Source organism: Synechococcus sp. ROS8604 (genome assembly GCF_014279655.1).
GTDB lineage: Bacteria > Cyanobacteriota > Cyanobacteriia > PCC-6307 > Cyanobiaceae > Synechococcus_C.
The window spans coordinates 1,690,596-1,709,555 of sequence record NZ_CP047946.1; the positions used below are offsets into that span (position 1 = coordinate 1,690,596).

Annotated in this window: 24 protein-coding genes and 1 tRNA gene; 12 read left to right on the forward strand and 13 right to left on the reverse strand. The window is 46.1% G+C overall.

What is annotated here, in order from left to right; genetic code table 11:
• Nucleotides 1-36 precede the first annotated feature (36 nt).
• From SynROS8604_RS08890 to SynROS8604_RS08920, 7 genes are all read left to right on the forward strand, one after another.
• Nucleotides 37-288, forward strand: coding sequence for a hypothetical protein (locus SynROS8604_RS08890; protein ID WP_186543711.1), 252 nt, complete (start codon nucleotides 37-39; stop codon nucleotides 286-288).
• 24 nt (nucleotides 289-312) lie between these two features.
• Nucleotides 313-1,035, forward strand: coding sequence for a peptide-methionine (S)-S-oxide reductase MsrA (msrA, locus tag SynROS8604_RS08895; RefSeq protein WP_186543712.1), 723 nt, complete (start codon nucleotides 313-315; stop codon nucleotides 1,033-1,035).
• Nucleotides 1,036-1,039: 4 nt separating this feature from the next.
• The gene (locus tag SynROS8604_RS08900; protein ID WP_186543713.1) at nucleotides 1,040-1,201 is read left to right on the forward strand and encodes a hypothetical protein; all 162 of its coding nucleotides are present in this window, start codon (nucleotides 1,040-1,042) and stop codon (nucleotides 1,199-1,201) included.
• Between the two features lie 67 nt (nucleotides 1,202-1,268).
• Entirely contained in the window at nucleotides 1,269-1,616 is a 348-nt protein-coding gene (locus tag SynROS8604_RS08905; protein ID WP_186543714.1) for a hypothetical protein, read from the forward strand.
• Between the two features lie 14 nt (nucleotides 1,617-1,630).
• Nucleotides 1,631-1,704, forward strand: a tRNA-Pro gene (locus SynROS8604_RS08910).
• A 599-nt stretch (nucleotides 1,705-2,303) separates the two neighbouring features.
• On the forward strand, nucleotides 2,304-2,729 hold the full coding sequence (locus tag SynROS8604_RS08915) for a hypothetical protein (RefSeq protein ID WP_222930087.1): 426 nt from the start codon (nucleotides 2,304-2,306) through the stop codon (nucleotides 2,727-2,729).
• 181 nt (nucleotides 2,730-2,910) lie between these two features.
• On the forward strand, nucleotides 2,911-3,069 hold the full coding sequence (locus SynROS8604_RS08920) for a hypothetical protein (RefSeq protein WP_186543716.1): 159 nt from the start codon (nucleotides 2,911-2,913) through the stop codon (nucleotides 3,067-3,069).
• A 44-nt stretch (nucleotides 3,070-3,113) separates the two neighbouring features.
• Here SynROS8604_RS08920 and SynROS8604_RS08925 read toward each other — a convergent pair whose 3' ends face one another.
• The 3 genes from SynROS8604_RS08925 to SynROS8604_RS08935 all read right to left on the reverse strand — a co-directional run bounded on the left by SynROS8604_RS08925 (nucleotide 3,114) and on the right by SynROS8604_RS08935 (nucleotide 5,726).
• On the reverse strand, nucleotides 3,114-3,305 hold the full coding sequence (locus tag SynROS8604_RS08925; RefSeq protein ID WP_255444978.1) for a hypothetical protein: 192 nt from the start codon (nucleotides 3,303-3,305) through the stop codon (nucleotides 3,114-3,116).
• 301 nt (nucleotides 3,306-3,606) lie between these two features.
• Nucleotides 3,607-4,077 carry a hypothetical protein gene (locus SynROS8604_RS08930; RefSeq protein WP_186543718.1) on the reverse strand — a complete coding sequence of 157 codons (471 nt, stop codon included), beginning with the start codon at nucleotides 4,075-4,077 and terminating at the stop codon, nucleotides 3,607-3,609.
• 1,361 nt (nucleotides 4,078-5,438) lie between these two features.
• Nucleotides 5,439-5,726 carry a hypothetical protein gene (locus SynROS8604_RS08935; protein WP_186543719.1) on the reverse strand — a complete coding sequence of 96 codons (288 nt, stop codon included), beginning with the start codon at nucleotides 5,724-5,726 and terminating at the stop codon, nucleotides 5,439-5,441.
• Nucleotides 5,727-5,791: 65 nt separating this feature from the next.
• Here SynROS8604_RS08935 and SynROS8604_RS08940 point away from each other — a divergent pair, with 65 nt between their 5' ends.
• Nucleotides 5,792-6,034, forward strand: coding sequence for a DUF1651 domain-containing protein (locus SynROS8604_RS08940; RefSeq protein ID WP_186543720.1), 243 nt, complete (start codon nucleotides 5,792-5,794; stop codon nucleotides 6,032-6,034).
• Nucleotides 6,035-6,647: 613 nt separating this feature from the next.
• Here SynROS8604_RS08940 and SynROS8604_RS08945 read toward each other — a convergent pair.
• A complete protein-coding gene (locus SynROS8604_RS08945; RefSeq protein WP_186543721.1) occupies nucleotides 6,648-7,190 on the reverse strand; it encodes a hypothetical protein in 543 nt (180 codons plus the stop codon).
• Between the two features lie 138 nt (nucleotides 7,191-7,328).
• Here SynROS8604_RS08945 and SynROS8604_RS08950 point away from each other — a divergent pair, with 138 nt between their 5' ends.
• Nucleotides 7,329-7,727, forward strand: a complete 399-nt coding sequence (locus tag SynROS8604_RS08950; protein WP_186543722.1) for a hypothetical protein — start codon at nucleotides 7,329-7,331, stop codon at nucleotides 7,725-7,727.
• Between the two features lie 83 nt (nucleotides 7,728-7,810).
• Here SynROS8604_RS08950 and SynROS8604_RS08955 read toward each other — a convergent pair whose 3' ends face one another.
• Complete coding sequence (locus tag SynROS8604_RS08955; RefSeq protein ID WP_186543723.1) at nucleotides 7,811-8,089, reverse strand: ribbon-helix-helix protein, CopG family; 279 nt, start codon at nucleotides 8,087-8,089, stop codon at nucleotides 7,811-7,813.
• 197 nt (nucleotides 8,090-8,286) lie between these two features.
• Here SynROS8604_RS08955 and SynROS8604_RS08960 point away from each other — a divergent pair, with 197 nt between their 5' ends.
• Complete coding sequence (locus SynROS8604_RS08960) at nucleotides 8,287-8,802, forward strand: hypothetical protein (RefSeq protein WP_186543724.1); 516 nt, start codon at nucleotides 8,287-8,289, stop codon at nucleotides 8,800-8,802.
• 124 nt (nucleotides 8,803-8,926) lie between these two features.
• Complete coding sequence (locus SynROS8604_RS16235) at nucleotides 8,927-10,039, forward strand: BRCT domain-containing protein (RefSeq protein ID WP_222930088.1); 1,113 nt, start codon at nucleotides 8,927-8,929, stop codon at nucleotides 10,037-10,039.
• A gap of 64 nt (nucleotides 10,040-10,103) precedes the next feature.
• On the opposite strand, the gene SynROS8604_RS08970 is transcribed toward SynROS8604_RS16235, so the two are convergent.
• The 8 genes from SynROS8604_RS08970 to SynROS8604_RS09005 all read right to left on the reverse strand — a co-directional run bounded on the left by SynROS8604_RS08970 (nucleotide 10,104) and on the right by SynROS8604_RS09005 (nucleotide 16,667).
• On the reverse strand, nucleotides 10,104-11,003 hold the full coding sequence (locus tag SynROS8604_RS08970) for a hypothetical protein (protein WP_186543726.1): 900 nt from the start codon (nucleotides 11,001-11,003) through the stop codon (nucleotides 10,104-10,106).
• A 10-nt stretch (nucleotides 11,004-11,013) separates the two neighbouring features.
• On the reverse strand, nucleotides 11,014-11,298 hold the full coding sequence (locus SynROS8604_RS08975; RefSeq protein WP_186543727.1) for a hypothetical protein: 285 nt from the start codon (nucleotides 11,296-11,298) through the stop codon (nucleotides 11,014-11,016).
• A 16-nt stretch (nucleotides 11,299-11,314) separates the two neighbouring features.
• Nucleotides 11,315-12,646, reverse strand: a complete 1,332-nt coding sequence (locus SynROS8604_RS08980) for a virulence-associated E family protein (protein WP_255445297.1) — start codon at nucleotides 12,644-12,646, stop codon at nucleotides 11,315-11,317.
• Between the two features lie 2 nt (nucleotides 12,647-12,648).
• Nucleotides 12,649-13,506, reverse strand: coding sequence for a hypothetical protein (locus SynROS8604_RS08985; RefSeq protein ID WP_186543729.1), 858 nt, complete (start codon nucleotides 13,504-13,506; stop codon nucleotides 12,649-12,651).
• A gap of 64 nt (nucleotides 13,507-13,570) precedes the next feature.
• Nucleotides 13,571-14,737 carry a hypothetical protein gene (locus SynROS8604_RS08990; protein ID WP_186543730.1) on the reverse strand — a complete coding sequence of 389 codons (1,167 nt, stop codon included), beginning with the start codon at nucleotides 14,735-14,737 and terminating at the stop codon, nucleotides 13,571-13,573.
• 21 nt (nucleotides 14,738-14,758) lie between these two features.
• Complete coding sequence (locus SynROS8604_RS08995; RefSeq protein WP_186543731.1) at nucleotides 14,759-15,583, reverse strand: hypothetical protein; 825 nt, start codon at nucleotides 15,581-15,583, stop codon at nucleotides 14,759-14,761.
• A 67-nt stretch (nucleotides 15,584-15,650) separates the two neighbouring features.
• Entirely contained in the window at nucleotides 15,651-16,082 is a 432-nt protein-coding gene (locus SynROS8604_RS09000) for a hypothetical protein (protein WP_222930089.1), read from the reverse strand.
• A 180-nt stretch (nucleotides 16,083-16,262) separates the two neighbouring features.
• On the reverse strand, nucleotides 16,263-16,667 hold the full coding sequence (locus SynROS8604_RS09005) for a hypothetical protein (protein WP_186543733.1): 405 nt from the start codon (nucleotides 16,665-16,667) through the stop codon (nucleotides 16,263-16,265).
• A 201-nt stretch (nucleotides 16,668-16,868) separates the two neighbouring features.
• Between SynROS8604_RS09005 and SynROS8604_RS09010 the strand changes: the two genes are divergently transcribed.
• Nucleotides 16,869-18,821, forward strand: a complete 1,953-nt coding sequence (locus SynROS8604_RS09010) for a VapE domain-containing protein (protein ID WP_186543734.1) — start codon at nucleotides 16,869-16,871, stop codon at nucleotides 18,819-18,821.
• The last annotated feature ends 139 nt before the right edge of the window (nucleotides 18,822-18,960 follow it).

The following is an 18,960-nucleotide window of genomic DNA, read 5'->3' on the forward strand; positions in this document are numbered from 1 at the left end:
GCGTTCGGGGCTTAGCTAGTTCAAAAGGTTTTAGCGATGTCTTCCAGCTCTCCCTTCGCGGTGCGCTGCACCCTCACCTTCGGCGACATCTACGGCCAGATTTTGGCCTGGATGGCAGTGATTTTTGTGAGTTTGGCCTCTGGCCTGGCTCTGATGGGGTCATCCAAGCCGTTGTTCGCGCTTGTGGGTGTAGGGCTGATTCTTGTGTTGAGCTTGCCCTTTCTTCTATTCGCCTTTGTCACGACGTTGCTGAACCACATTCAACTGGAACCCAAATCAGGTGCCTAGGGTTTCGGCACTTACTTCATCGCGATGCTGCCCTCCTGGCTTACCGGACAGACAACACCGTCACAGCCGTCCAGCAATCAAGGGCGGCATGTCGTGCTTGGCACTGCCCTGAATGCGCCTTTGATGGACGATCAGGATGAGGCCCTGTTTGGTTGCGGCTGCTTCTGGGGGGCTGAGAAAGGCTTTTGGAGACTGCCTGGTGTGGTGTCAACAGCGGTTGGTTATGCAGGCGGAAAAGTCGAGAATCCAAGCTACGAACTGGTTTGCAGTGGACGCACAGGCCATTCGGAAGTGGTGCGAGTGGTCTGGAGCACGTCGGCGATTGATTTCAGTGATCTCCTCAAGCTGTTTTGGGAATGCCACAACCCAACCCAAGGCGATCAACAGGGGAACGACCGAGGCAGCCAGTATCGATCAGCGATCTACACCAGCACGGAACAGCAAGCAGAGCTGGCAATCGCAAGCCGTGATTGGTACCAGGCAGCCTTAAACAATCAAGGTGATGCTGCCATCACAACGGAAATCGCTTCCGATCAAGTGTTTTTTAGAGCCGAGGAGTACCACCAGCAATATTTGGCCAGGCCGGGCAGCAGGCCGTATTGCTCTGCCATGCCAAGCGGTGTCTTGCTTGGTGACTTCCCTGGTGCCAATTACAAACTCCCAAGCACTGTTTGGAGCCACTACGACTGGTCCATCAGTCACTGTGTTTTGCGCGGTGACAACAGCCCCATTTCTCTGAAGGCCTAAACCCATGAACAACGCCTTGCCAGACAGGGTCGTCATGGCAGCCATTGCTTTCACCCTCGTTGTGGTGTTCGCTTTGATCTTCAGTCTGAGACCGAATGACAACAACGCGGAGCCGTTGCTGTGGAAGGAGCAATCCTCACCCAGCGAAAGCTCCTTAGCGATTTGATCACAAACAGAGTTTTGAATGTGAAACTTAGATTATTGAGATCCACCAAGGCACCTAGAAGAGGTTTGTGAAGCCTTCACCTGACTCACGCCAGCGCCGTCGGCTGCACCCATTGCCTAAGGGATTGGTAGAGCTTTATGGCTTGATTGCCGTTTTAATTGTGCTCATTCCTGAATGGCTGGCCGATGGAACGCTTGCCTTGAATGAGCGCCCGAGCCGCTCAGCAATGCCGATGACCAGCAGAGCCTGGCGCACACTGCCCGAGCTCCAGTTGGCTTCGATGACGCTCTGTGAGTTGCGTCTCCTTGCCAAGAATTTGCGCCTTTGGGGATACAGCAGCGACAGCCGAAGCGAATTGACAGACCGCCTGCTGAGACGGTCTGCACGCTTCAACAAAGGGGGGAATGCGCTGTGATAGCTTCCTTCTAACGGGGCGTAGCGCAGCTTGGTAGCGCACCACTTTGGGGTAGTGGGGGTCGTGGGTTCAAATCCCGCCGCTCCGATTTCAAACAAAAACTCAAATCCCATTCATCAAGCCGGTCCTCTAGGGCCGGCTTTTTTGTGATCTAGATTGACCTTGCAGCAGCAGCATCGATTCGCCAAGCAGGTTTACCCCATACTCATCCGCTTGATCCGGAAGCAAATGTTCCTTTTTGAAAAGCAATGAAAACCGAGAAGGCCGCAAAGACAACCGATCTGTCCAGCCACCAGCAGTTTTTTTAAGGCTCAACAGACAACAACCACAATTCATGAAAATATAAACAACTAAACAAATTCATTGCGACAGAACCGATCGACTCCATACCCCACCTACTTATTCTCAAGCCGATGAATCCACCAAGAAAGCAAAACGTACAGAACAAGAGCGGCCACAAGAGCAACCCTCATCAAGCCATAATGAGAAAAGCCTAAGAAACGAAGCACTCTTTCTATAACAACACCCAAAAAAAATATCCCCAAAGGTAATATGACTTTAACCAGGCTATAGAGCTTCACGCCAACAAAATAGTGGATAAGCAAAAATCACATCTTTGAGTATAGTATAAAATCAAACACGGGATGCCAGAAGTCGATGAAAATACTATTATTCATCCTCGCAATCATGGGCGTATCCGGATTTAGCCTAGATCAAGTAAAAGACCTCTTTTCATCAAAGACACGCGCATTTGAAAGATGTGAAGAGTGGAAAGACGAAGGCAGAGTCCTAATTTACAAAACAAACATAAACATCGCAGAAGAAGCCTCAAAGTTCGAAATCGAACACCCCGAGCCTCATTCTCAATTTCACGGAACCGAGAAAGAAAAACTGAAGGCGGTTAAAGAAAGATATGAATGGAACAAAGCCAGGATGGATTTTACAGCCAGCAATCCAAGCAAAAAAATAAAAGTCCATTCACGCCTTTGCAAATACGTACCAAAGCAACGATTATTTGAAGGCTATGAGAACAAACTCATACAGGATGGATCCTGGAAGGATGAAGAGGGCATGAGAGGCAAGATGCAAAAAGCAAAACAATTTTATTACTGATCAACCTCGAAAAGCATGATCTGTACCTACAGCGGCGCATCCAATGTCATCTATTCAGACAAACATCATCACCCAAGTTGTTCTGAGGTGATTCTGCAGAACAGCATTTTTAGATCCCGCCAACATGCCTCAAGCACTCATCGGCACACGTATTAAAGCCCCTCAAGGATTGCTTACAATCATGCCTTCGCAGCGTCTGCGCAAATGCTCCTTACTGGAGCGAGCAGATCCAAACGGATGCTTCATCGTGCAGGATCATTTCGGTGTGCTTGATCCCATCCTTTGGAACCCCGCCTTAGCAGAAACGGCGGGACGGCAAAAGGATCACAGCAAAACCTAAGCGCGCTGACAAAAAAGACTTTTGCCGCACACCTTGCTATGGGCTCACTCCCAGGTCGCTGTACAGCGATAAGAGGTTTCGCCTCCCATGCCGATCTCAATCGATGTGCATGAGGTGCCGGTTACTTTTTTGCCCTCTGGCACTTTGGATAAGGCCCTATTGGTAGCAACCTCTTCGTCCATCGCCTCTTGAGTCGCTGATCCGGCCCAGGCACCCCCGCAGGGACCTATCACCATGGTGGCAACTGCAAATAGAAGAATCGCTTTCATAACGAAGAGCTGATAACCATAAATACTCTTTAGCAACACATTCGAAAAATGCCTGAAAGCGAAGAACCCATCTCTCTCTCTGAACGAATGCCCTTAAGCAAAGGGATATATCTACCGCAAACAGACCAATCACTCCCAATCAAAAAATAAAGTCGCAATGTTAATAAAAAATAACCACCAATCACCAATCACCAATCACCAATCATGAAGAATCGACTACATAAAACAAATATCAGCCATCCCCAGCAACAAGAGAGATCATGATGAGTTATTTAGTTACAAATAACTCGCCTGCCATGGTTTTGTAGCACTTGAGCGATGCACCTGGACGACGCTTCCGGGTAGGCAAACCCTGGCCTGGCAACAACATTTTTGGTGCAAAATTAACCTGAGGAGCTACATCAAGCAATTTTTGCGATTCCGCTAGCTCTTGGGCAATTGATTCTGCTGTTGTCAGTGCTTGGGCGGGAACAGCTTCAGTCGGGTCGACATCAACGTCCCCCACAAGAGTTTCCGTCTGAGAAGACGTTGAAGTGGTTGAGGTGGAAGGAGATGCCGGCGTACGAGAGAGCGGACGGAGAAGCACAAACCCCAGCATCAATGACAGAAGAGAGGCAATCGTGCTGGGGAGACCAAGTGAACGCCCCAAGAAATTCCAAATGATTCCTGACCCCGCGAGACCAAAAACGCCTATGGCCGCAAAGAGCGGACCAATGAGCTTGAAGAGTAAATTTTTCATGTCGACATTTTGACGTGTTGCGACCCTTTGCCGTGAGTCATTTCACGTAGGAAAGCAGGAAAAGCGACACCACGACGCGATCACCAATGCATGAACGAGAGTGATGACAATTCTAAACAAAAATTCCTGGATGCTTATACCAACACGAGCACCAAGAAAAGCATCATTCACCACATTCACTAAGCAGTAGTCAACTTACAATTTTGAGGAATGGTTAATCATATAGCTGTGACTACCGCAGAACAAAAAAACAACAAAGCATTCAGAACTCACGCAAAAGCGCAGATGCTATCCACTCTCCTAACCATGATGCATGGCAAATTCACCTCACAACATGAGCTCTTTCAAAACCTTGCCACAAACTCTTTTCTTTAATCTCGAACCCACCAAACTTCTCAGCCAAATTAATAAGTGAGAGGAAGATTGGGTATAGTAAGAAAAATGAATTTGAGGATGACCCGCCCTCCAAAAACTGGACTAATGCTTCTTCTCGCAATGGCTTAACCAGTGATAGCGGGTGAGACCAGTGAGTGGGAAAAGCGGGGGGAAAAGCTTTGCCGTGAAGACACAGAGTTCTGTGAATTCTTCGCTTTGAGCTCAACCCTCTCAGGCATTTGTCAAATCTATATGCAAGGCATCATCACCAAGGATCAGCACCTTAAAGCTATCGATCTATACAGCAACCTACAGACATCAACAAAGAGTTCCAAAGCAGCCTTCAATACCCACAAAAGGATTGGCTTCCATTACGACAACTAGAAATAACAAGATTAGCAATACTACAATAACTTAAACCTTCAAAACAACTTATACGCTCCAGAATCAAATAGATCTAGACAGCGAACAGAATTTCACTCTGGAAATGCATGTTTACAAAGGATGAAAACCAAAAGAGAAAAATTCGAAATTTCAAACAACAAATCTTGACAGTGACGACATCCACACCCAAAAGGCAAGCCTATAACTTCGTTTAGGCAATCGCCCACATTAAGGTTACAACTATTTTCATCAAAAGAAACAATCTGCACAGATATCTAACAATAGTTGCAACCAGCAGAACAAGATGCAGCCACCTTGAATCTATTTTCTCATTCACAAAAAACTCCATCAAAAATTATCCATCGAGTCGCTTGCGAAAGATCTTTGGCCGAAGGAGTTAGGCGCTTGTTTTAAGGCAGATGGAAGATTTTGGACGCTCAGCGTTTGCCAAGTCCTTGTTGCCAGCGCTGAGTGCTGAATCCATGGGTACAGAACCCTAGTGTTTACAACGAGTCTGGGTGATGAGCAGAAACAGTTGCCGTAACGGGAGTCGGCAACGGATGCGGCAACTATTTAGCCCCATCCTTGCGTGCTTCTTCTGCCTATTGCGGAAGAGGTGCTCGCTTAAGCCACTGTTTCAGTAAGCGGCTGCGGTGATAGCGATAGCGAGGAGACTTAACCGTGCCGACATTCCTGATTGCTTCGCCGTGAATGACGCCAGAACTAATCAGTCGTGTGAGTTGGCGGTCGCTTACAGACATCAGAGCCAGTGCGTCCTTGGTTGTTATCCACTCGTTCATCTCTCGTTCAGCAGACGCTTGGATGAGCGTGTCTAACTTTTTCTCAATCGCATCAAGCCGATGCGAGAGGTATTGGGTGTCTGGGTTCATAGGCAGAGGTGAGGGCTGACGAACGCTAAGGGCGCTAGTAGATTTGTATTAGTTGCATCGTAAGCGTGGGTAGCGGATGGCTGATAGACCCAGACGGCTACTGGGTTAGGCGGTTCCATCGGGACGAGAAGTCTTGGGGCAGTCACCCCCGCGTTTTTGTTGATATCGGCAGAGGGATGCCTGACGGTGAGCCAGCACTGCTTAAAAGCAGACGCCACTTACGCAGAGAGCAAGCGGAACAACTGTGGAAGCATCTACACAAAGAAGGATGGAAACAGACGACACCTGTATGGGGCGATGGCGTTTAGTGCTTTACATCCCGTTACATCCGTATTAACTTCCTCGGGCGACCTTTAGAACGGGATCCGCAAAAGGAAAAGGTCCTCGTGCAAGGGGGCCTTTTTTGATGTCTTCCCTCTAGTGCTGGCAGTAGTTGTCGATCACGGGATGGATTGCCTCTAGCTGCTTGAAAACTGCTGACTCATTTGTCTCTGCTTGTTCAGGCGTTCGTGCTTATAACTTTCAGCAGTTTTGAAGCGTTACTAAGTAGGGCAGTTACTCACTGTTTCAACATCAGTTCAACCCTGCGCATTTACTAATTACATTCTCAAGAGTCAAGGCTTATTGAGAACGTAAGTTAATACCCTCAACGGGAGTTGCCGTTTGTTCAAACACTTGTCGGCCACAAGAGTTGTCGCTTGTTTTAAGTGTGCGATTAACAACTTAATTGATAACTATTCTCAATAAGGTTTCAACTAAGCCACGCTAAACTGCATAAGCATGTGTATTAATACCTAGCGTTGACTACATTGCAGTCGCTTGGCTCTTATATATCTTCTAAATATTGATAATAATATTTTGAAAGTCTATATTCTTTTTAGCATGCTGCTAGTCATACGTTTCTGTGGGCTATAAAATCCACTAAATCCAGAAGTCTTTCTTAGGTAACTGACGGTTAGGCAATGACTGGTGTCGCTGTCTTCTGTTGAGTAATGGGTTTACCCGACGCTCTTCATTACGTTGAGCAATTGCTTCATCCATGAGCTTGTTTTCTAACTCTTTCTCAAGTGCATCGATGTCCGCTGTCTCAGTGACTTCAGTTGTAAGTCCATACTTTTCATAGTGCTTCTCCTTAATATCGCGGATACTCTTGACCTTCCGTGCATTCTTACGCTTCGGCTTGAGGTGCTCGTGTTCCTTGAGCCACTCAGCACGTGTCATCTGCCCTTGAACTGCCGGAGCATTGAGGAACTCTTCGTCGCTTTGAGTTGTGCCGTAAGAACTCTGCTCCTTTTCGTAGCGTTCTGCCTGCAGTAATTCCCATAGGACTTCAGCTTGACGCTTCAGTTCTTTGATGTCTTTATCTCTTATGTTTTTAAGTTCACTTTCATCCATCATTCTCGCAACTGTGTCTTCTGCCTCTAGATGACTAGTGGTTTGTTTTAAGTCACGAGTGTGCTGCATCTGCTCTCGCGCTTTAGTAATGATTGATGCAGCGCTCTGAGGTTCAGACTTAGGCCTACCTACAGGTCTTGCTTTCTTTTTATATGCCATGTTATTCCTTCTTCTTATACAATAATACTAATACTAGTTATAAAGCTGATGTTAAACAAATTATTTGCAGGGTCTAGGCCAACACTTAAGCAATCGCTCTTCATCGGTGGTGGTATCGGCGCAGCATCAGCAGCAGCAATCGCTGCACATAGTGCTTTGAACGATGACGCTATTGCCTTGGAGCAAGATGCAAATACTCTTGGAATTACACCTGAACAACTGCTTGGTCTTGCCGGACTAGCTGGTGTAACTGGAATGCTCGCCGGTAATGAGAATGACATCATCAGAGCAACTACTGCTCCAGGGATGGGTGGTCAATCCATGGGTGGTGTTGCTTATACGGACCCAATGAGTAATGGACAAAGGCTCGACGCTATTGCCAGAAACCTGCAACGTATTGACGCTGACGTGCCAGCGAACGTCCTAATGAGGAGGCGAGCTCGCTGACAAACTGGTACTCAGTTACTACACTAGATCTGGACGTGCACGGATGAGGCTGACGCTATGTGTCGGTCTCTTTTTTTTTGCGCTCAGGCAAATGGGTCATCACCTTCTTCGGGAAATGTTGCTGCTTCTAGGCGCTTCAGTCTGAGCAAGATGTCCCGAACAACGACACGACTGCGCTCGTCTGCAAGTTTGAGGTCCTTAAGTAAGCCCTGGTCCTTACTGGGGGATTGAGAATTAAGCCCTTGGAGCTTCTCTGCTGCGGCTGCTCTAAGGAAGTTGCTCCTGTCTTGGCCGAGGACTGACGCTGCTGCATCGATCTCAGCGAGCATGTCAGTGCTGATGCGGATGTTGATGGTCTTCATCGTTGCCATATGCGTTCTGTGCACTTGTTGTGGATACGAAAACTCTAGTGCAGTACTAGACGTATGCACAGTGTGCGCCACTTTCGTGGACCGTCACATTGACAGTGTGTATGCACACCACCTATACCATGTACATAGGCAACCGGTTAACGGTTCTCCTCCTCACATACATCACCTATACAAAGGTGCTAAACGACATGACCAATTCACTCGTTACCCAAGTTGATCAGTGCAATCGTGCTGCTGCTCAGGCTGTATCAGATAACGCTACTGATAACGGAACTGTTCTGTCATATGACGAAGCCGTTAAATTCACGGCCTTTCAAAGAGGAGCAAATGTGAATCACTATGTCTGCGAAATCCTCAAGCAAAGCAAAGTCATCAGCGCCGCTTCTAATTTGAGCATGCCTTATTGCATGTCTAGCCAGTCCGATAATCCAGAAGTATGGAACTTCTCTTGGGGTGTTGATTTTTCAGATGGGGTCAGCACAAGAAGCTGTTTCTTCATCATCTATCCTGATGGAATGGCAGAATGTCGCGAGTTCCCCAAGGAAACTTTGCAGCTCAATGATATGAAGACTGTGTTTTCAGTTGCTATGGCAGTTGTGAGCGATGTTCTTCAAAGCCATGATTGGGATAAAGATGAAACCATGAATGTTATCTTCAACAACCTCAGAGAGCAGGTTGGTCTTCCTCCTATTGATGTGGCTTAACCGACTAAGGGTGTATTAAGACTAGCCAGTTCAATGATTATCAATTCATACACAAACAACACCAATAACAATGACAACCTCACACATCCCCAACAACGTTTCAACTGAACAACTTCAAGAAGCAATGGACCAGACTCGTATGACTACACCTTTAACTGGTGAGGCACTTCTTGCCAGAGTTAAAGAGCTCTGTGACCTCACCAAGACAGAGCTAATAGAAGCCTGTGGTTATGTCTCGATTGAAGAAGATGGGTCTCATAGGCTGTTGTTCACCGACTTCTACGAAGCGCTATACAATCCAGCAATACTGAGCGAGGAGGAATGGAGTGAGTTTTACGAACTAGTTTGGGAGGCAGGTGATAACGAGAATTGGTTCGCAGATGCTGTTCATCATTATGTACTAAATCAAGGCTTTACAGGCAAGAGTATTAGTAAGTTCGAGGAAATATATAAATCCACACCTAAAGAAGAGCTTGGACTAACTGAAATGCCATCTCACTCAGACTTTATTAGTTACTGCAAGCAAGCCCTGCTTGAATCAATTTCAAAAGAAGGCTATCTGCTAGATAACAAAGATTTTAATTTCCTTCAAATATATTTCATGCTGCTTAGAGAAGAAGGTGACGCATTTAATGCTTGCAAAAAGTTGGTGACATTTGTAGAGAGTTATCCAGAACAGCATAATCTTCGAAGGAAGTTTGCAGCATTTATGCTGGATACCACAGATTACGGAATGCAGCACGATAGCTATCTAAGTTTTAAAGAACCAATTTGGAGCGCCATCAAAAATTATATTATTGACAACGAAGAGATTAAAACATTCTTCTGTCAATCCTACCGACCATTTCATGGCACTATTAAGTGCGCGGATTGGGCTGACAAAGTAGCAACACTTTTGGAAAATCCAGAAGTAATTGAAATCGCTGGCAAAATTGGTGTGACAATCATTCCTCGCAGCGATGGTCAAACCATAGATCCTTTAATGGAAGAGGCACAGAACAACAGCGTCTCGATTGAGTTCACTGGCAAACGTGTCTGCGTCACTGGCAAGCTCAGTCAAACCAGAGGGGAGATTGAAGCCCTTCTAAAAGCAGATGGTGCAATCATCGCCGGCAGTATCAGCAAAACTACTGATTACCTTGTTGCCGGAGCTGAGGCAGGGAGCAAGTTATCTAAGGCCGCTGACTTAGGCATCACTGTTCTGACTGAAGAACAGATGATGACAGCTCTTAACTAGCCATCAAAAAGCAGCATAGTGACAGGTTCAATTCCACCTTGCTGCTTTAAGTAATTGGAGCGGCTCATGCCTCTCCCATTTTAGCTAGGAGCGCCTCGTATTTTTTACGAAGCTCCAGGTTCTTTCCTACCTGTTCAATTACTGCATCCTCTACTGAGATGGCAAAGTTGTTAAGCAGTGCTGGTGCTTCTAAACCGAAGTGTTCCAAGATATCCTGTGATTCTTCTGACAGCTCTGACACCACGATCACTTCAGGAAGATTTCTCTTGATGACCTGACCGTTCTCTTTAGCTACTTCCCTAAGTGCAGCATCGATTGTTGATTGGTCTTTGTCTTTTACAAAGTCATTCATCACCTCAAACTGATTGCATAGCCCAACAAAACAGTTCCTCTGGCAGAAGTCATCGAGGACTGCAACAACTTCTCCTTCAGCAGGTTCATAGTCAGGAGCATTTTCAGTTGATTGAACCGTGGCTCCCTCCCATTGCCATGCAGTAACCAGGCCTTCATGGTGCTGGGCGCTCCACACGTAGTGCTTAAAGGTTTTCAATGCCGCCATGTAGGCACTCATATCTTCAGCTTCATGCAGTTCCTCAAGGCACATAATGTGTGTCATTGCGCCTTCCTTGCGATAAGGATCAGTATTTGGAGTGAACTCTGAGTCCTCTGCACAGCTAACTGTAGGTGCCACGGTTAACAAATAAAGGATTTTCTCCTCACCGAATTCTTGGGCCATCGTCCTGCCTATCTCTAAACAGGCTTGGTGCCTTTGCTCTCGGTCTGTCTCTGTGACTGCACCAGTAACGACGGTGTCATCACCGATAGCTATCAGTGTGAGGTCAATCAACTGGTTATCAGCAAGGACACCTAACAAATACTCCTGGTAATATTTACCTAGTGCCTTGGCATCACGGTCCTTAACGAACTCATATATGTAGTGTTCTTTTGTGAGCGGTTCACTCACGGCTTGGAAGTTAGGCATCTTCTATTTCCTCCTCACTAACGATGGTCACAACGATGTCAGTGAGGCAATTCAGCAGTGCAGCACTGATTAAATTCATTGCTTCATTGATTGCTTCATCAGAAGCATTGGTATGTGTGCGGCAAATTTGCCCAAGACAATCCACTGCATCAATCGTGTCAGGTAGCGCGAATGCTGGCAATCTTTTGTTTGCAGACTTCAGATGTTTAATGAGTTCAGTGACTGATGCCGATGCAGCTGTCTGTTTGAATTCGTTCTCTAATGTTTGTTGGTTCATTTTGTTTCCTCTTGTTTTAGTAATCTGTTAATTCATTAGCTTGTAACTGATTGGCAGGGCGCTTGAATGCACGTACTGATTTGTTCCTTCCGTTCTCTTGCTTCTGGCTTGTGCTGAATTTCAACCAGCCCCGCGCACGCATGAGCTCAGATACTCGACGGCTATGGCTCAGCTCCTGCATATGCGGTGGAACTTGAAGCACACCTCTGATGATGTCCTGAATAGAGACCTTGTTCCTTGTGGATAGGAACTCATCAAGCAGCTGCTCAATGGGGTCTTCCACTCGGAACTGCATCGTCTTCTCGTGGACCTTCTCGTATTCATTGCGGGTCCAGGTACAGCTGGTGCCTGCATCAATCTCGGCAAGTGCTTTGGCCCAGAGACCATCACGGTTCGCAGCCACCCACTCGAAGTCGATGGTCTCCCCCTCAGGGATCTGAATCATGAATGTCCTGCGGCTCTCAACGTCAGTGATGAACTCACTTCTATTGGTATTGCCGTAGAAAGCAAATGCCCGTGGCACACGCTCAGGGTGAGGCGCATACGGAAGGCGGGTGATGTCTTCCCTAATGGAGACGAGGTTCTTCATCTTCTCCCTGTCTGACTTACGTCCACAGGTCATCGAATCAACCTCAGCTAGCTCGTTGATCCAGCTCATCTGCATACGGGATGGCTCTTTCACAAGCATGTCCACGTCAGCACTCAGCTCTCCATACCAATCAGCGGTAGGGATAAGGGATCTACCGAATGCACTCTTCCCAATCCCCTGTGCCCCCACCAGGATCATCAACCAATCCATCACGCAGCCAGGCTGGAGCGGACGTTTTGCAGTACCGACCATCCACTTCTTGAAGATGTCAGCAGCTAACTGTTCGTCTGTCTTGAAGATGCGTTGGGTGATTTCTCCCCAGCTCATATCCAAGGCACGTCCACGGCAGGTATTCAGGTACTCAACAACTGGATCCTTCTGGTTAGTGGCAAGGATGTACTCGACAGCAGAGCGTGCGTGCTCCTGCCTCATTGACTCACCAAGGATTTCACCAATCAAGTGGTGGATGTTCTTGATGGAGCTGGCACTTAAGACCTTCTGCTTTAGAGAGCTGCGGTCTCTGTAGGTGCTGGACTGGCGGCGGATATCAAAGCTCAGCTCTGGCAGGGCACGCTGGATCATCTTGCGGTGAGTTAACTGCTCGGCTGCAATATCTGTTGCTGCTTTTGTGCTGCCCTGTGGACGGCCTCGTTTCGCCTGGCTCCCTTGACTCTGATTTGTTTTACCTGCAATCTCCATATGTACATCTGGAGATTGACTAGTAGTAACAATGTCCTGAATGTCATTGATATGGAACATATTCAAATACCCTCGCTTAAACTTGTGGCAAAGCACTCTTTAAGTGTAGGCAAGCGAGACAGATCACCACATGATTGTTCAAAGTCAAGCTTCTCTTCTAGATCGATTAATGCAAGGTCGGTGAGGTCTTCAATATCACCATTGGAGATGACTGCTCTTCTTGCTTTTGACTTAGCCTTGGCTTCGAAATAGGAAGGTAGCAATGCAGCAAACAGCTGGCTCAGGTCTACTTCTTCTATGTTTGAAAGGATTGACTTAAGCACCTTAGCTTGAACATTGTTTAAGGGATAGCTAGTGGTGAACATGCTGTTCTCAGATGTAGCCCTTGCTAAGCGCTCCTGATTCAATGGAGCTGTGTTCTTCTTTACAGGGAGTTCTCTACTTTCATAATGACGGAACAAGTCCTTGAGGGTCACGCACTCTTCAATAGTGGCGAAGGTGTCGAACTTATCAACTGCATATTCAATATAAACCTCAGTAGGGTTACTGCTAAGAACTCTTAAGTAGCAATGAGTGCCATGCTGATGCCAGCAATCAAGCTTAGGCCGTAGGCAGTGCACAACATAATCTAGTGCTAGCCCGAATGCCCAATCCGACATAGAGCTATTAAGCAGTGCAGGCTTTGAAGTAAGTAGTCCGAATGCTTTGGTGAGCATTGTGCTCAAGTCTTTAAAGATATAAGGGCCAATACCGTACCCACCATCTTCTGTTATGTACGGTTCTGCATAAGGCCACAGTTGATTGCTTTGCTTAGTCACATCATCTGTAAGCTTTTTGCTGATTGGAAATGCTGAACAGTAATCAACTACTGATTGGCTGCAATTCTGAATAACGGTCTCTTGTGTTTCTGTCTTAGTCATCGGTTTAATTTCTATTTGTTTTACAAATGTAAGTTATGTTTATAAAGTGTGAGCCAAGCAGGGACTACTTAAGTCCCAATGCGGCAAGCGCTTCAATGGCAACTGCAGGATGTGATTGCATAACAAAATCATCATCTCTCGTATCGTCCATGTTCCACGAATACTTGAATGGTGGATACTCACCTGTAAGCTTGTAGTACTGATTAAACCAGTCACATTTATCTGCTTCTAGTGCACGGAATAAGGTGCCTAGGTTTGCATAGTCCAAACCTCTAGAACGCAGCACACCTTGCGGGTTGTTGCCGATTCGATCCATCCGATAAGGGCTTCGCTCCATCCATTCAATGAAGGCGTTATCAAGGCGGGGGCTTACCTGCTGAACGAAAGCATGCACCCACGAATACACTGAGCCATACGAGTTAAAGCCACTTGGATTAAGGATCTTACTAATAACAATGTCAAATACCTTTAGAGATGCCTCATCTAATTCAAGCCTATCTATGCGTTCAACAGAATTGTCATACGTTCTTATCGATTGTGAGCCGATACCTACCCAGCTGTCGATGATAGATGCAGGTACATGGCCAGCATCATCATTCATGTAGCAGGGGGTTCTACCGCTTTTGAGACCAGCCCACCATCGGACTGGATCTTTAATTGCCTTGGAATCAATACCACCTAATAAGCCTATATCCTCCAGCATTGCTTCATCCATAGCCGGGAAATCTTGACGTAGTAATTCGTGCAAATAAACACCAAAGGCTTTGGCCTGATTAAAATCTAGAGGGTACTCAAATGTCAGGATGATTCTCCCCATGATGTATCCAGCATCAGGAGGGCACGTCTGACTTTTGTAAATCAAACGAATGAATGGTCCGATACGGCTGTTGAGAAGCTGCTCAGTTGTTGGCAATCTTCTCTCACATTCATCCCAAAGGATTTGTTTCCCATCAATGGTTGTGATCTTGTCTAGGTCTATGCCAATGCCCCAGCTACGAATGAAGCTCTTGCCGTTGCGGTAGCCACCACTAAATTCCCCGAATGAGAAACCAGGACCATTGAGGTCGGATGTCCCACTGATGGCTTCTGCAAACTCAGAGATTGAGCTGAAGTCTTGCTTTATAAAACCAACTGCATAGTGCTTAGTGAAACCATCCTTTAACTTCTTCTGACAACTATCTTTTGCTGTCATCAGGTTTGTATTAATACTGGCGGTAACTGGGACAGGCATACCCTTTCTCCTTAAAGAGGTTTAGTAATCTTCGGTGCTTCCGTAGTTAGCTGACTGGGAGTAGGAACCCGTTCTCACTTCAGCAACCTCGCTGTCAGCATCCCCTACTTCTTCGCTCTTTCCTACTTTGATAGGAATGATGGTATCTGCAATTAGAGCCAAGCCATCACGAGTTCCATCATTTTGAATGCGTCCCTCGATAGCAACAACTGTCCAATCAGGCAGCTTGCTCACTGTGTCAGTCACCAGTTTGTCGTTCGTGAATATCAACATTGACTGCCAGACAGTTTTCTTGGTAATGACACTGAACTGCTCAACAGTCATTTTCGATATATGCTTACCTGCTTGAGAAACAAACTTCTTAAGGACTGAGTTATCGCTTGTAATGATGGTGCGCTTACCCCAAGCATCAAGCGGGATAACGTCAACTTCACCATTAAGGAAGATCGCATCGTATACAGCTTCTGAGCCAGGCACTGTGAAGTGCTCGCGCATGATGCGGTGTTTTACCTCAGTAGCGGTTGGATCAGGGTCATCGCTCTTAGGGCCTGTATAGGTTTGATATTCATAAGCATTGATCATCTCTACAAGGCAGTTAATCTTCAGCCCCAGTCCAGGGTTCTCTGGATTCTTACGATCAGTTAGGAAGCGCTCAACCGCTCTGCTCTGCCTTGAGTTAGGTAGGCAAAGATAAAGACCACGGACAGGTGCCAGTTTGTCGTTATCCTTTTCAGCCTTAGTCTGCTCTAGTTGTACAGGCAGTCCAAGATATGAGCTGCTTCCAAGTTTAATCTCAGTGAGCTTAGGATCCTGTTCGATTGGTGTAGCAATAGATGAAATACGCATTTGATTTACTTTGTTTCTGTAATTAATGTATGAACTGTGAAGGCGAATAAATAATAGATGGACTGTTTTAGTCCTGATTGGTTCTATCAAACATGTGGCGCATCTTCGTAAAGATACGGAACTGTTCTACAGCTCTTGTCTTATGGAAGAGAAGCTTCTTTGTACTAAGCTTCCAGACATGCTTGGAGACAGGTGGCTCTTTAGGATCTTCGTGGATACGGAAGATCAGCCAGTCACGCATAAGCCGATTGAGATAACGAACGTTGTCTGCCGTATCTGACTCTGAATTCCTTCTGGCAGCAGACATCAGACCCGTCTCGGTAAGGATGTTGACGAAGGTTCTCTTGTCAATCCATTCCAGTTCTGAGTTAGTAGATTCCAGCTGAGCCTTTAGCGCAAGATGACTTTCGGTTAGTTGCTTATGTTTTGACTTAAAGCTTTCAAGTTCAAAAGCCTGAATCTTCATTCTCTCTTGCATGAGATCCATTGTCTGAATCATTTCTTGGAGAATTAGATCACTTGTAAGTTGCATTGTTTTATATCGCCTTCTTCTTAAATATAACCTATTGGGACTATCTTTGTGGGGTTAGATTGTTTTTAGTCCCATATTTAATTAGATGATGTCATTAAAAAGGAGGCTCAGTGCCTCCCCTAATATCTGACTTGCTGCATGCGTTGCTTAAATAACTGCCAGTCTGTTCCGCTTTCTTTGATATGCAGGTGGCTGAAGCGCCGCTCTAAGGCATAGGTTCAGCTCTAGCTGTAGGTCCTTCACCTTCTCTGGATAGCGAAGGACTTTCATCTTGTAGTTAGCGATGGTCTCCATGAACCGGTCATGGCACAGATCAAACTTGTGTGACCTGTAACACCATTCGCCATCAATGATTCGGCTTTCAAAGAACTGATCGTCACGGTTGTAGTTCTGAAGCCAGTAGGTGATTTTCTTTTTGTATGAAATGTCATTCCGGTTGTCTGCCCTCAAGGCATCAATGATTTGTGACATATTGCGCCAGCCATTACAGCTGTCATTCATTTCGATGATGTCTAGGACACCACGCAAGTCCTTCTCAGTTACAGGTTTCATTCTTCTCTCACAGCGGTGGGTTAAGTTCCACATAGACTTCTACTTGTTAAAGTCAGTCTAGTGTAGAAATGATCTCATTCGGTACTACCATTTTAAAGGATTAGCTTCTACTTGGCGTATACCAATCGGGACTTTAATAGTTCAAACAATTGTTTCTAATATATACGAAGGTTACATTCTTGATATCTATATCTTTATGCCATGTTTTCTATTGATGATATAAAGGGGATTATCGCCAATGCGTCAGATCCCGCAGCGCCTAAGGAATTAAACACAGCTACTTCGTCTAATGATCTAGCTATCGATAATCCTATTATTAACCTGTCAGGCATACGTAATTCTAATGATGTTATTTCTTTAGGTACTGCGGAGTTCACGCCTAGGGAGCTGCAGGGCTATAGCGACTTAGTCGTTCACAAGCGCCCCAACCTGTTACGCAATAACCAGCCATACATATACAAAGATGATGGGAAAGAATTGTCAGGAGTATCTCGGTACTGTCTGCCAGGAGAGTCACCCACCAATTCGTGTGGCTGGTTCTTTATTACTCCCGATGAAAACTATATTCCAATTACTGCTGATCTGGAACTAGAGGAGGCATACGCTCCAGAGTTCTATGGCGGTAGCATTCCTGACACGCCTTATGGTGTTGGCTATCAAGATACCTGCTTGCTGGAGACTAACGCTACCCTGATTCGGCTCTTAAGCGCACAATATTTATACGAGCTTTGTGCCACACTTTCAGATAACTGGAGTATTAATAAGGTACATACGCTTACGTTCACTCGTGCTGGTAAGGCAGACCAGATGCGGTTCATCTCATTGCGTGATGATGGCAGCATTGCTTCTGTTTCAGTAGACCGTTGTGATGAACAGAACGTTAAGCCTAAAGATATTTACCCAATTGTCACGAGCTGGTGCTTGACCAACAAGGTGTTGTTCGATGTCTATACCAGTAGCCTGATGATTAATGGCAAACAGGTCACCGAAAAGGCATTGCCTGGATTGATTTCAAAGGTTAGTCATGAGCTCGGTATCAATATTAAAACCTCAGACTTCAAACCAACACTTACTTCCTATGCGATTAACAACCAATATCACAGTCTGATGGAACGATACTTCAAGCTGGAGCAATTAGAAGAGCTTGAACTATTAGAACCACATGATCATCGAACGTTTGCAAGCGAGTTCTTTGAAATTAAAGATGATGAGCACCGGAGGTATGCCGATGCCTGCATGCAGCACATGCTGGAGAAGCTTGTCATACGGGCACTGTATCCAGGGTTCCCTCTAAGGAGTTGTGTCATCCTCCACGGGCCTCAAGGTGTAGGTAAGAGCGGAGTTCTCAAAGCACTTTGTGGCGAGGAGCACTACGACGAAATCCAGGCGCTTTCTAAAGGTGATGCTCACCACGGTGGAGCAGGGCATCCAGACACACAGAAGAAACTTTCTCAGAACAACTTGGTCGTTATCAATGAAATTGGTAGGGCTCTTGAAGACCTAGGGCCAGACTCGATGAAAGACTTTATTACCAGCGAGAGTTGCTCTTACGTTGATAAGTTTCAAACAGATATTACTAGGCGCGGAAGAACGGCTGTTGTTGCTGGAACAACTAACCGAGCAAACATTCTTACCGACCCAACAGGTAACACTCGCTTTCAGATAATTCTGTGTGGCAATACTGAGAAGATTGACTTTGATCGGCTTGAGAAGTTGCAACCAGGCATCCTGCTGTCTGCACTAAAAGCTGTCAGGGAGATTGCAGCTGAAGGAGTGTCAGCCTTGAAAGCTCATGCACTGCCTGACTGGGTAATGGAGTACAGCGAGAAGCAGAACCTTGAGTTCCTTTCAGGTAGTGAGTTTGTTGGTACCCTTGCGCCTCTTGTTTCTCCTACATCTCCATCAGGTATGAAGGCTTCACGGCATACCGTTGGGATGAAAGAGATATGTGATGCACTTAACCTCAAGCCAAACGAAGTGCGGGGAGCTATGGATGAAATCGTTCGGTCTATGAAGCTTCTCGGATACGAGAAGTGGGGCAAGCGCGTTCGTTTTAACGGGCATAACAACCAGACTGTCTTCATCAAGACAGGTGCAGATAAACCCCTAACCAGGGAAACAGTGCACGATGTTATGCCTTCAGGGGATTACTGAATACTCTGCATAGTATTTATCTGCCTCCCGTTACTTTGGGGGGCTTTTTAATGCGCCAAAAAATCTACGGAGAATTTCCACTTTTTGAAAATGTTACACGTACGTGTAATACGTGTAACATCCTTCATTTCTTCAAACC